The sequence below is a fragment of the Thalassoglobus neptunius genome (genome assembly GCF_007859735.1).
Taxonomy (GTDB): Bacteria; Planctomycetota; Planctomycetia; order Planctomycetales; family Planctomycetaceae; genus Thalassoglobus; species Thalassoglobus neptunius.
Map to the genome: position 1 here is coordinate 99,113 of NZ_SIHI01000005.1, position 12,798 is coordinate 111,910.

Genomic DNA, 12,798 nt, shown 5'->3' on the forward strand with positions numbered 1-12,798 from the left:
GATGGAAGGTGAGGCAGTGACGTTAAGAGCAGTGACGTTAAACAGGGACATTGAAGAGAGATGTGACCGGATTCACGTCACTCTCTGGTTGCATAGTCGTTACCTGCATCGCTGTTTTCACACGACTCGATCCATCTTTTGATTTCACCAACCATGGCCTTCACTTGATCGAGATGGTCGGCGGCGATGTCGTGTTTTTCGTCCAGGTCCGTGGAGAGGTCGTAGAGTTCCCAGGTTTTTCCGGCATCGGACGAGTACAGCTTGAACTGGTCAGACATCCACGATCGTTGTTTCTGGAACTGAAATCCGATCGGTGATCCTCGCTCAGGGGAAGACCTATCAAAGTACCGCGTCAATGACACGCCATCGATTGGACGGTCATCGGGCAAGGTCAATTCCAGTGCATCGAGAATCGTCGGAAGGTAATCGCTCGTGACAGCTGGAGAGGAGCAGACTGTGCCTGGAGGAACGTGTCCCGGCCACTCCACGATCGCGGGAACGCGGACGCCACCTTCATAGAGCGAACGCTTTCGTCCACGAAACGGCGATGCCGACCCCGGAGCCTTTCCGGACTGCCCTTCCGGTCCGTTGTCCGAACAGAACCAGATCATCGTGTTCTGATCGACTCCAAGAGTTTTCAATTTTTCACGCAGTCGACCGACCTGTTCATCAAGAGCGGAAATGCAGCCGTAATAATTGCGTTCATAGGAGTCGTATCTCTCGTAAGGAGCGACGTGCTCCGGGCCAGCGACGACCGGAAGATGCGGAGCATGGAACCAGATCGCTGCAAAGAAGGGAACTTTGTCGGAGGCTGCTTGTTCGATGAAAGGAATTGCCCGGTCCATAATGATTCGAGAGTCGTCACCTTCAAGGTTCTCCGTGACGATTTCACCGTTCTCGTCCCAGTAACGAGTTCCATACGAAACGGCCTCGCTTCGATCTTTGAGATAGTCCCAGCCTTTCTGACCGCCTCCGGGAGGTTTAATCATCGGATCGTAGGTGGGTACTTTCGATTCGGTGACGAAACAGAGGTCGTATCCGTTCATCTGTGGCGTCGAGAAATGGTCGGCTCCTTTCGGACCTCCTCGATTTGCGTCCTTGATTTCGGTGGTCAATGTTCCGAGGTGCCACTTTCCGAAGTGTCCCGTCGTGTAGCCTTGCTCTCGAAGGATCTCAGGAAGCGTGATTTCGCCATCTTTCAGATTTCCGGTGTTGGCAGAGTAAACCCCGTAGCGATGCGGATGACGCCCGGTCAGGCATGATCCGCGAGTCGGGCTGCAGACTGATCCAGCTGAATAAAACCGCTTGAAACGCATTCCCGATTTGGCCATCTCATCGAGATGAGGTGTGTTGATCGGTGAGTCCGGGTTGTTGAAACGGACGTCACTCCACCCCAGGTCATCGCACATAACGAGGATGACATTCGGCCGCTCAGCTGACATGACTTCCTGACACCAACACGCGAAGAACGAACCGATGAGCAGAAGACGTATGATTGTCATTGCAGTCCTATCGTTGAAAAGAAGTTGAGCGCTGAAACTCTCTCGCACTATTTGTCCGGATTCTTGGCGGGGATCACACCGTTCGCTTTGAGGTGCTCCTCAAACCAGGCATTGACGGGACTCCGGCTTGTGGACGGATGATAGTCCGCTTCTGTTGTCGGGAAGTATTGACTCAGATGCTGCGCGAGTTCGAAATTGACTTCCATCGCAGCCCGGCTGGTTTGAGCAGGACCGGCGAGATTGTTCCACTCTTCGGGGTCGGAAGTGTGATCGTACAACTCAAATCGACCATCTTCGTAGCGGATGAGGCGATGAGTTTGAGTACGCAGGGCGTGATTCCCTTTTGCGTAAGTTGTGAGAATGGCTTCGCGCCAGCCTTCGACTTGAGGATGGAAAAGCAACGGGACAAGGCTTTCACCTTCGTTGGAAGGATTCTCAGGCAGTCCACACAGTTGGACCAGCGTCGGGTACAGGTCGATGAGTCCAACGGGAAGATCATTTCGCCGAATAATTTCGCGAGGATCGCTTCGATGAACAGGGAGTGAAATAATCAACGGGACGTGTGTTGATTCTTCCCAAAGGCTGTGCTTGGAAACGCGGTCTTTCTCGCCAATGTGATAGCCATGGTCACTGCATAAAACGATGATGGTGTTGTCTGCAAATTCGCTTGTCATCAGCGCCCGGAGCACTCGTCCGATCTGAAAGTCGACGAAGTTGATGCACGCCAGATAAGCCTGAACACACTTGCGGTACTGTTCGTCATCGTTGGCTTGCAGGAACTCAAGATTCGGGTACTTCGGCAACTCGTGAATGCGAATTCCAAGTTCGGGAAGATCGTTCTGATCCTCCCGGTAGAATTTGGGGAGAACGATGTTCTCGAGAGGAAACTGTTCGAACCACTTTTCAGGAACGTAGAACGGGACATGTGGACGGACCATGCCAACCGCGAGAAAGAATGGCTTCTCGTGATCGCTTTCCAGTTGCTCGATCGCCCAGCTTGCCGAGCGGAAGTCGGGCATTTGTTCATCTCGTTCGGGAAAAGCTCCCCAGTCGGTTTGCGTTCCTGAATACGGACTGGAAGGGAGTTCGTAATTGAAACGCTTTCCCCCTTCCGGTTTGGGGCCGAAGCCATCTTTCCAGCCTCCGTACTTCTGGAACGCCACATCTTCGGAATATCCGTGCGTGATCTTTCCAACGCCGAGAGTTTCATAGCCATGCTGAGCGAAGTACTCGGGCAATAGTTTGCCTCGAAAGTGCTCTTCGTCTTTCTCGAGATTGTTTTTCGTGGGTTGCTGATAAACCCCCGTCGTGTGAGGGTAAAGCCCTGAAAGCAGGGATGCACGAGACGGACCACAGATCGGGCCCTGACAATGTGCATTCATGAACAGCACACCTTCGCGCGAAAGTGCGTCGATATTCGGAGTCTGTGTTCCGGGATGCCCACGCATGCAGCCAATCCAGTCGTTCAAATCGTCGACCATGATCAGCAGAACATTCGGCTTCGGCCGTGCTTCGCCGTCATCATTGGATTGCTGTTCGTCCTGTGCTCCGCTCATTTGTGGCAGAGAGAACAGGAAGATCACCGCAGCGAGAAATGTCCACTTGATGAGTGAACTTCGAGGATGTGTCGATTGAGAATCTATTGGACGAGACGTTGGTCTCGAAAAGTCCGATTCGCTTCGACGTCCACCCGGAAAAGCAAGAAACATATGAACAACCTGTTGGATCTCGATCATTGCAGCCCTCGACAATACACGAGACTTACCGTCGCTTTCAATGAACGCGAACAGCACGAGCGGAAACAGGACTCGCTGCAGGTTCCGGGGGCGAAGCTTTCGGCGTCAATCGCGCGTGTCTGAAACTGTTCTTCAAACCGCAGCGGAGTCCGCGATATTTCGTCTCAGAAGAGAAGAGCATGAAAGAGCCGCAGCTGCGGAACGCTCAAGACTGCGATGGTGGCGATGTCCGACGACGCCATCGAAGTGCTGCGATTCAGAAAGAAGTTGTGTTTGGAAAGAAACCGTCAAACTGGAAGACCATGGCACAAGAGTGGTCTATTTCAGTGAGGTCGCTTTCCATTCGGCGGCAATCTCGCTGCTCTTGAGTCGATGCGGAGGTCGTAACAAATTCGCCGACGAAACCGGGCGGCTGGCCTCTCGTTGCTCACGATTCTGAACCACTGGGATCACGACATCGCGGGAATCGGTTTCCGTCTTCTGGAGTGTGAGAGAGGTGTGCAAATGACCCTGTCCGGTCGTCGTTGTCCGTGCTCGCAGAACCGCGTGGCGGACTTCTCCCGGTTCAAGTCGCTCGATCGTGTGCTGCACCGTTTCGCCGTGTTTATGTCGAAACTCATCCGACAAGTGCGCGACGAGTAAAACATTCTCGGCGGGAGCGTTTCCGATGTTTGTGACGGTGAAGTCGAGGCTGAGATTCTCGCCAATCTCAAGCGTCGAAGGGTCTTCGATCGCAAGTTTCAGAATTGGGGCTCGCACCGGTTCCGCGACGGGTTCTTCCACGATCGGTTCTTCGATAACGGGTTCTTCAATCATTGGTTCGATGGGTGTCGTCTCCACCGGACGTGCGACGGGAGGTGGCGACGTGACGATCGGTTCTCCCGAAACTTCCGGTTCCGGACTGGGGCGAGGTTCGCTGCGAGGTTCGACTTCAGGGAACACAGGCAGAATTTCTTCTTCCTCTTCCGTCAGAAGGACGGGTGGTTGAAGGTCTTCTTCGGGAGGCAATTCGACCGTGGCGAGTGCACCGATCGACGAGATCGCCCGGACGGTTGTGTGTGTTTCAATCGGGGCTGCATTTTGTGGAAGCACGCTCACGCTGAGTTCCCGGGTCTCTCCGGCAGCGAGATTTTCGATTGTCCACTCGAGGGAAGATCCGTTGACGGCTGCCAGTGGACGAACGCTTTGAACGTCTTGAATCGACGTCAGTTGCTCGTTCACAACGACGGCATCGATGTCGTTCAAAGAATCGTTTGTCACCAGAATTCGATACTTTGCGACTTCGCCCAGAAGCATCGTTTCCGGGAGGACTTTTTCGATGACAACTCCAGATTGAAGGGTTGAAGTGAACCTTTCGAATGGAGTGAGGACATCACGCGAAGCGACTCGCAGCAGCGGTTGAGCCGGCGGGGCCATTCCGGATTCGAGATAAGATTCGGAGAGTGGAGCAGTCCTCGCGTTCAATGCCAGCGAAGACCAGTTATCGGGGACTCGTTGCTGTGGAAGGCGAATCGGCCGAGCGACAGTTGTTGCAAGTTCCCGTTGATTCCATGGGAAACGAGTTTGCGTCCTGTCGAAAGTGGACGCAGAGAAATCGGGCCGCTGGGGAGGTGGTTCTGCAGGAAGACCGAGGTCGGGAAAGACGAGGTCTTCTTGTGGAACAGCAGGTTCATCAACGGCCAGTGTCGGAGTGAGTTCTTCTTCAATCGGATCCGGGAGATTCAAAAGAGTTCGCGGGGAATTCTCCTGCAGATGCGAGTCAGCAGAGAGTCTCGGGCCCTGTAAAAAGAACAGGAACACAGCCATCATAATTCCCGCAACGCCCGCAATGGCACCGATCGACCAGACAGGTTCCCAGGTGTCGTTCCCCTTCAGCCACCAGAGGCATCGCAGAAGTCCCCGCTTTACAGCAATCGCCAGCGCAGCCACCTCCGGAAAGAGATGTCGCGGACGTGGGATAGGTTCCTGTTTCTGCATCGTGATCCTCCGATGATCATTCGATCACCATGTCATTTGACAATTGATGATCGGAAATCCGTCTTGGACGCGATATTACTAGCAAAAATTGCCGGTGGCGAGAATAGAGCATTCGCAAATGCTTTCTCTGCCTCTGAAATACGGCCGCACCGGTCAAGACGCAGGTGTCCACTTGGCACGAAGTCTTCCCCCGCCGAGGTTGATGTTCCAAAGCCGATGGCCTCAAGCTCGCCAATCGTGAAAACGGGGGCTGTTTTCAGGGTGTCGAAGCTTGCCCGGTCAACTCATGAAGTGACCAAATTCCAAGACGTGCAGCTTTCGCGGACTCTTCTGCTTGCAGGAATCGGCGTTTGTAGTCACCGCGATAGGGATATTGGGGCTCAGCTGTCGCCAATCCGGCAGCGACAAGCTCTTCGTTGAGCATTCGATCGTCGACGAAAACGAAGGCAAGAATTCTCCCGTAGTTGTCGAATTGCTCCCGATCAAACTCAAGCCGCGCGCTTCCTCCTTGGAGGAAACGTTCTGTGAATTGAGTCGCTTCTGGTCCGAACGGTTGCGGAGGGAGATCCGGATGTTTGGTTTCGGGAGTGTCCACACCAAGGAGGCGTAACCGGGCACCAGATTCCAGCAACAACGTGTCACCGTCAACAACGCGAGCGACCCTGACATTCTCATAGGATGCGAACGGGGCTTGTTCGTTCTGCGAAGTCACAGAGTAAAGCCGGAACGCGATCCATGTGATGAAAAGAATCGCGAGAAGTGGCCCGACTCTGGATTGGCGACGAAAACGCTTTCGACCCATGAATGATCATTCCCTCGCGAAACGCTCAGTCGTCCGTGCTCTGCCGAATGAAGGTCAGTCTGAAGCAGCTTGAGTTGTCGAAGTGGCTCTCGTTTTCGCAGCTCTAATCTTCGCAGTCTTAGTTTTCACTGTAACGGACAGCCCGAGACATTTTCGGATGCAGTGGCGTTTTCGCAAAACGATGAGCGCATGCAGTGCAGAAGTCGAATTTCATTCTCTTCGGACCGGTTTCTTCGAGCTCAAAGTCTTTGGTTGAGCCCATCTGAGAGATCTCTTCACCGATTTGTTGGAGATGATCGGTATCTAGATCATCTTCGGTCAGTTCATCAGGATCATGAACTGGAGTGATTTCAATGTTCGCTTCGTACCGCTCTTTTCCCAGCGACTTTCCGCAGAGATCGCACGAGTAGTGGATCATATTATTTCAGACCTCGATCGAGGATGATTGACAGTAAATTGCAGTCAGAATGTGTGACCATCAGAAGTGATGGAGCTGACGTGTTTCCGAATTTAACCAAAAAACGTCGGTTGGTTGTAGTCTCTCTTCAGCGAATTTTAACAGTTGAGAATCTTCCTCGATGGCATTGCATATCTTTGCAGCCTATTTGCTCGGAAGTTCGATCACGCCTTTCCAGTTCGACGGGGCCCGGCGATTACTCTGGGTGATCGTTGCCAGGAGAAAGTCTTGTGCCTGGTCACTGGACGGCATGGAATGCAACGATCGATACGCAGCTTCCCAGTCTCCATCGACGAATTGCTGCACCCCTTCTTCGTAGTTGGCGATCAGTGTGTCGGTCAGTTCTGAGTCTTCACCATAAGGAGGAAGAAGTTCGCTGACGGAGAGAACCGTTTCCAGTCCGTAGGGAAGGACGCGGGCAAGAGTTCGCACTCGGCCTTCTTCGGGAGTGAGTCCTTTTCGGGCCAGTTGAGCTGTCGCTTCGTCCATGACGATCGGGACGCGAAGCTTCTTCGTCAATCCTTCCAGGCGACTCGCGAGATTCACCACGGGACCGAAAACGGTGACAGCCATACGTCCGCTGGTTCCGATTTGTCCGGCGACAGCGCGTCCGTGAGCGATCCCAATTCCCATTTGAAAATCGGTCAATGGATGATTGGGGTCACGGTGGATTTTCGCGAAAGCCCGGCGAATGGAAACCGCCGCTCGACAGGCTTTCAGTGGAGAATCTTCGGAAGCGAACGGCCATCCCCAGAACCCGAGAACGGCGTCCCCGAGAAAGTCTCCAGTCACGCCCCCGAAACCGAGAATCTCCTGAGACATCACTTCCAGGGCATCGTTCACACGATTCAGTAAACCGGTGAGATCATCGCTCGAAACTTCCGCGCGTTGACTGAATCCACGCAAGTCACAAAACAGAACAGTGACATCGCATTCGCGAGGCTTTAAGAGATCGATGTTGAGTTCGCGTCCGTGTCCGGTCTCTTCAAGAGCTGTCAGGATGGGAGGCGAAAGGAACCGTCTCAGAACGGAAAGCTGTCCTTCGAGCCGATTCATTTTCTGAGAACTGCTGATCACCTCACCGACAAGCTGCGTAAACCGAACATCGGATTGAATTGTCCGTCTCGTGGGATTCGCTTCGAGAATGGGTGAGTCCAGCTTGCCCGTCACGTAAATGCACCAGCTCTCGCGGTCGGAGACTGTGAATGGAACACAGAACGCCCAGTCCAACTCCGGCGCCATTGTGTACTGTTCGGTCGTCGTTTCGTTCTTCTCCCAGATGTGCATGACGGAGCGGTCGTCCTGCAGCGAATCACGGACGAGTCGAACGCTTGGTTTGAATGGTCCCTCTGTTTCGTTGCGACGATCCCAGGCATGGATGTCGATGCTTCCGGAATCGTTCAAAGAAACGACAGCTGCTCCTTCCGAGTAGCGGATTCCGGCAAGAATCATGGCCACGAGTTGTGTGGCGCATTCCGAACGAGACATCGATTCCCGAATGAGTTCAGGCAGCCTCGCGAGTGCTTCCAGTCGTCGGTCCGCATCTTCGAACTGAACCTCTCTCAGTTCCTGTTGAGTGAAGACGAGTTCCTGAAACGGTCCGCTTGGTGAAGTCGACGACGGGGCAATCTTGTTGAGGAAGAAGCTTGTTGTGCCGACCACAAATTGTTCGGGAGCGGATTGTCGCCCCGGCTTGAGGGCCACGCCTTGTGAGAAAACGGGATTCTTGGCTTCCTCTGAAATCAGAAGCTGCGGTGTTCCGTTTTCGACGAGGAGTTGAAAGTGTTGCCGCGAGAGCTGATTCTCCCAGGCGACAGGCAAATCGCAGTCGACGGATCGCCCGACCGTATAGGCCCGGTGATCTTCGAGACGCTGTCTCCAGCGCTGTCTGGGGTCGTTCCCTTGTGCGATCAGTTGCCACATATGCAACACTCTCGGTCGAGTTCTGCGTTGAACTGAATTAGGTGGTGGAAGGACTCGACGGTGATTTCGGGGATTCGGCGGCCGGATCGAGTTGAGTCAATTCCTCAAGCCGTAGCTGACCGCAGGCCGCATCAATATCTGCACCTTTGCGTTTGCGGACGGTCGCATTGATATTCCAGGAACGCAGAGTATTGACGAACTGGTCCGTTCGTGGAGCGGAAGGTGCTGTCATGTCCAGCGACGAAACATCGTTCATCGGAATGAGATTCACATGGGCATTTCGGGACTTCAAGAGCCTTCCCAACTCTGCCGCGTGCTCGTCTGCATCATTGATCCCAGCGAGGAGAACGTATTCATACGTGATTCGTCGACCGGTTTTGTCGAAATAGTCGTCCGCAGCTTTCAGGATCCGTTCGAGTCGGATCTTTTTATTGACGGGAACAATCTGATCACGCAGTTCGTTCGTCGGAGCATGCAGAGAGACGGCCAGATTGAACGGGATATTCAGAGCCGCCAGTTCCGCGATTTTCTCAGGCAGTCCAACAGTCGAGACGGTAATTCTGCGGGCTCCGAGCCCCATTCCCCCTTTTTCGTTGAGTGTGAGCAGTGCGGGCGTGAGATTTCGAAGATTGGCGAGGGGCTCACCCATTCCCATGATGACGACATTGGTGATTCGTTGGTCAGCGCTGAGCAGGCGGTCCAGAAGAAGAATCTGGCTGAGAATTTCCCCAGTGGTCAAATCCCGCTTCACGCCCAGAAGTCCACTGGCACAGAATACGCATCCCATCGCGCACCCGACCTGCGTACTCACACAGATTGTGTTGCGGTCGTTTTCCCGCATCAAAACGCACTCAGTCTGCTCTTTATCGTCGAATTCGAGCAGGAGTTTTTCTGTTCCGTCGACGGAGACCTGATGCCGAACGACCTTTGCTCCGAGAAGCTGAAAGTGCTCTTTCAACGCAGACCGCAAACTTGCGGGAATGTCGTGCATTTCGTCGAAATCGTTGACCCGTTTCCCGAAAATCCATCGACGAATCTGATCGGCCCGATAGCTCGCGTGACCAGCCTGTTCAACCCAGGCAATTAATTCGTCACGAGACAGATCGTTCAACAAACCGAGAGACATATGTGCGCAACTTCAAAGTGCGAGGAATAACTTGCTTGCGATTGAACTTCCGTTTTACCGGATCGGCCCTGTTTGGCAATGGTCGGAGTCGAATGGATCTCGTTGACCGAGGTCGATTCCGCATTGCTGAAGAGACACGAACATGCCGCATGTTGAATCACATCCAACACTTGAAACATCGCGGCGCTCGCTGAAAGAGTCGATTGGCAATCTGATTTCAAGCTGAAGATGTTTGCCAACTTGATGGACTTGAAGAGAAAAACTTCGTCGATGGTGGCAGATTCAATCTGTTCACTGATAGGGTATCGTTGTCAGCGAATTTTGAAACTCGGTCGTGCATCTTGCGACCCAACAATGAGCGCAGATATGAAGCCGTTTCTATCACTCTTCTCCGGGCTTTGTGCCTGTTGGCATCTGTGTTTCGGCACGTCAGCCATCGCGGAGACATCTCCGAATGTGATTTTGATTCTTGCCGATGACAAGTGTGAGGACTGCAAGGCAAATGGCAACAAGTTGCGGGAAAGGCAGCGTTTCTCAGCCGACATTCAATGTTTTCAAACGCCCCCAAGTTAGTCCCAATTCAGTGGAATTGAGGCCGCTTAACTACACTTTGCTACACCCTCTGCTGAACAAAAGTGAGTTCGTTCTGCTTTGTTGAAAAGTTGTCTGGCGAATTGTTTGAGGATGCGCTAAAAGGCTTGTAAGGCATCAGGGAAGAACGCGTTGGTGGCTGAGGTCGTTTCGTTGTCGATGCGAATCGCACGGAAGTACTTGGCTCCCTATTCGCATCGCAACAGCCCCAAAAAGTTCACGCAGGAACAGCTCATCACCTGCCTGATTCTGAAAGCCTATCTCAACAAGAGTAAGCGCACGAAGAAGGGTCACCGTGCGCTTACCATCATCACGTGCGTGCGGTTCAAAACCAGCTCAACAACCGCCCGCGAGCGTGTCTTGAGTACCGAACTCCAAACGAAGTATTCTTGGCCGACCCCACGCCCGAAAATTGCAACTGACAATGCAGACCAACTCTCAACGACAGAATCTGTCGTTTCGTGGCCTTATTCGTTTAGACACAACATTGTTGGTCGGAGCAGTTTTGAATGTCGTGCCATCCACGACATTCTCGTGCCGAATGCGACGGGCGACCTTCAATGTCAGACACTCTCGTGTGTATTCATAGATGACCGTAAGCCACTTCACAATACCCGTCACGCTGCAACATCGCAATCCGGCGATAACCGAATCGTGGATGTGATTGGAGTGCCTTGGTTGAAATGGTCCATCAGAAATGAGAGTCTCACCGCCGATTAAGGCAAGGAGATTCGATGTCTAAGAAACGCAAACACCATTCAGCTGAACAGATCGTGAAGAAGCTTAGAGATGCGGAGACGATCCTGCCGTGATAGCAAGCGGCGAGATGGAGTTGATGACATTGATTGATTGACTCTAGCTTGCGAGAGGCAGTTTCAAGGGTGGTCGATTGAGCAGGTTCTTTCGGCGGTCATTTCTTTCGTTCACGCCAAGTGCGATACTTCGGCTTCGCTCCTGGAGCTTGTTCATCCAATTGCGGCATCAGCCACTGGAGACCGTCAAGGTTGTCGAGAAGGGGTCCCTCTGCATCTTCCTGCGTATGGTTCAGGATGCCGATCGGGCCGCTGTAGCTGCTGGCGCGAATTTGCCGTAGCACCTTCACATCCTGCGTACCCACGCCGAGCGGAAGGATCTTCCGACCCTTTGCCTCGCCATCGATGTCCATGCCGTTGAGGTTGAAGCAGAGCAGCCACGGCTTCATCGCCTCAAGTGCTTTCGGCAGTCGGTCGAGGTGCGTGTGGCCGTGGTGGAGGTTGCAAACGATGCCGATGTTGTCCGCGCCGCGGTTCTTTTTGAGGTATTCGCACACTGCCACCATGTTCACTGGCTCGCCGCCCCAGCCGCCGTGGTTGTAGATCCCCACGCGGCTGCCGATGGCCTTTGCTTTGGCGAGAATGGGCTGGAGACCTTTCGCAGCGGATTTGATCCGGGCTTCCTGCGTTTCTCCCGTGCCCTTCATCATGATCCAGAGCTGCGGATGCAGCTTGTACTTCTCAAACAGTCGAAGCGCATCGTCTTGGACGCCCCAGAAGGCAAAGAACTCGATCCCGTGCTTCTGGTAAGCAACGATTTCGCGTTCAAACTCCGGCACATGCTTCGCGCGCCAGTCATAGGCGATTCTGTGAATGCCAAGCTTCGCCACCATCTCGGCTCGCTCCTCGGACGAGCGATTCCTGGCGTCAAACGGCACGATGCACCAGGCGGCGAGGTTGGATCGGTCAAAAAGATCGGAGGCAGCAAGCGGGCCTGTCAGGCCGGAGACGATGAGCAGCGCTAATAGGATTTTATTCACGGGTTTCTTACTCTTATCGGGTGATGATGGTCAAAGGCACGGTGACTTCATGAGAGGTTTCCCTCTGGTGATTTTTCCGATGAAGTGATTGAAAGGGCAAACTTTGCGAACGTTTGTAGCACCTCCTCCGGGCGGTCGCGGTGCAGTTGATGACCGCAACTCGCAAAACGGGCGTGCTGACACGAAGCGATCGTGGCGCAGGCAGCCTCTGCATCAATGTTGGTCAGTGCGCCGCCTGCCTTCGGGTCTGCCTGCAGCAAGAGCGTGGGACAGTGAATGTTTGAGAACACATCTTGCATGTCGTAGCCGTCGAGCCAGCGGCCTTCGATGACAGGAGTGAGCGCTTCCGGGTCAAGTCGGCTGAGGCACTGCGCGCTCCATTTCAATTCAGCACGATCGCGGACTTCGCCGAGACGTTTGTAACTACCACTATCGCAAGGAAGCCGGATGTCGGCGAGCGCGTCGGTGATTTCGTCATTGCTGCCGCTGCGCCGCGCGACATCTTGCATGCCAATGTGACCTGCTTCGGGTTTTTCGGACAGGGTGAGTCTTTTATTTTGGACATCCAGCCAGGAGAGAACCGATGTCTAAAAAAGAGTCTTCAAAACAGCAGCCGCAAGTCAACGCGGGGCGGCGGCAGTTTACCAAAGAGTTTGCTGTGTTGAAAACAAATCACAGGTTTTGATCGTGGGCTAACGCCTCAGGGCGTAGGCGAGGACTTTGAGGGCGGCTTCGACGAACAGGGCTTTCTCGCTTCTGGCTGAGAGTGCGGCACCTGTGGTTCGCTTCAATCCGCTCATGAATGATTCCACAAGCCAGCGTCTGCCGTATCCTTTTGTTTCGAGTTCTGTCCTGGTCATCTGTGAGCGGTACTCGCCATTCAGCTTACCGT

General features: G+C 53.6%; 9 protein-coding genes and 1 pseudogene. All 10 read right to left on the bottom strand.

Translation table 11 applies throughout. From position 1 onward, the window contains the following. Positions 1–77 precede the first annotated feature (77 nt). On the bottom strand, positions 78–1,502 hold the full coding sequence (locus KOR42_RS13955; RefSeq protein ID WP_197441178.1) for a sulfatase family protein: 1,425 nt from the start codon (positions 1,500–1,502) through the stop codon (positions 78–80). A 47-nt stretch (positions 1,503–1,549) separates the two neighbouring features. Beyond that, positions 1,550–3,238, bottom strand: coding sequence for a sulfatase (locus KOR42_RS13960; RefSeq protein WP_146510448.1), 1,689 nt, complete (start codon positions 3,236–3,238; stop codon positions 1,550–1,552). 318 nt (positions 3,239–3,556) lie between these two features. Beyond that, complete coding sequence (locus KOR42_RS13965; RefSeq protein WP_146510449.1) at positions 3,557–5,215, bottom strand: DUF11 domain-containing protein; 1,659 nt, start codon at positions 5,213–5,215, stop codon at positions 3,557–3,559. Positions 5,216–5,471: 256 nt separating this feature from the next. Continuing rightward, positions 5,472–6,017 carry a thermonuclease family protein gene (locus tag KOR42_RS13970; protein WP_146510450.1) on the bottom strand — a complete coding sequence of 182 codons (546 nt, stop codon included), beginning with the start codon at positions 6,015–6,017 and terminating at the stop codon, positions 5,472–5,474. A gap of 118 nt (positions 6,018–6,135) precedes the next feature. Next, on the bottom strand, positions 6,136–6,435 hold the full coding sequence (locus tag KOR42_RS13975; RefSeq protein ID WP_146510451.1) for a hypothetical protein: 300 nt from the start codon (positions 6,433–6,435) through the stop codon (positions 6,136–6,138). A 183-nt stretch (positions 6,436–6,618) separates the two neighbouring features. Beyond that, a complete protein-coding gene (locus KOR42_RS13980) occupies positions 6,619–8,397 on the bottom strand; it encodes an adenylate/guanylate cyclase domain-containing protein (RefSeq protein WP_146510452.1) in 1,779 nt (592 codons plus the stop codon). A gap of 37 nt (positions 8,398–8,434) precedes the next feature. After that, the gene (gene rlmN / locus KOR42_RS13985) at positions 8,435–9,523 is read right to left on the bottom strand and encodes a 23S rRNA (adenine(2503)-C(2))-methyltransferase RlmN (RefSeq protein WP_146510453.1); all 1,089 of its coding nucleotides are present in this window, start codon (positions 9,521–9,523) and stop codon (positions 8,435–8,437) included. Between the two features lie 1,501 nt (positions 9,524–11,024). Further along, positions 11,025–11,906: an apurinic/apyrimidinic endonuclease family protein gene (locus tag KOR42_RS13990; RefSeq protein WP_197441179.1), complete on the bottom strand. Its 882-nt coding sequence runs from the start codon at positions 11,904–11,906 to the stop codon at positions 11,025–11,027. A gap of 47 nt (positions 11,907–11,953) precedes the next feature. After that, positions 11,954–12,415 (bottom strand): alpha/beta fold hydrolase, encoded by a 462-nt coding sequence (locus KOR42_RS13995; protein ID WP_146510454.1) that lies wholly within the window; start codon positions 12,413–12,415, stop codon positions 11,954–11,956. A 183-nt stretch (positions 12,416–12,598) separates the two neighbouring features. Continuing rightward, a pseudogene (locus tag KOR42_RS14000) lies at positions 12,599–12,798 on the bottom strand (hypothetical protein); the annotation flags it as partial.

Coding starts and splice junctions, on each gene's coding strand:
- KOR42_RS13970 (WP_146510450.1), bottom strand. CDS start 6,017: ATGGGTCGAAAGCGTTTTCGTCGCCAATCCAGAGTCGGGCCACTTCTC.
- KOR42_RS13995 (WP_146510454.1), bottom strand. CDS start 12,415: ATGCAAGATGTCGCGCGGCGCAGCGGCAGCAATGACGAAATCACCGAC.
- KOR42_RS13955 (WP_197441178.1), bottom strand. CDS start 1,502: ATGACAATCATACGTCTTCTGCTCATCGGTTCGTTCTTCGCGTGTTGG.
- rlmN (WP_146510453.1), bottom strand. CDS start 9,523: ATGTCTCTCGGTTTGTTGAACGATCTGTCTCGTGACGAATTAATTGCC.
- KOR42_RS13965 (WP_146510449.1), bottom strand. CDS start 5,215: ATGCAGAAACAGGAACCTATCCCACGTCCGCGACATCTCTTTCCGGAG.
- KOR42_RS13975 (WP_146510451.1), bottom strand. CDS start 6,435: ATGATCCACTACTCGTGCGATCTCTGCGGAAAGTCGCTGGGAAAAGAG.
- KOR42_RS13980 (WP_146510452.1), bottom strand. CDS start 8,397: ATGTGGCAACTGATCGCACAAGGGAACGACCCCAGACAGCGCTGGAGA.
- KOR42_RS13960 (WP_146510448.1), bottom strand. CDS start 3,238: ATGATCGAGATCCAACAGGTTGTTCATATGTTTCTTGCTTTTCCGGGT.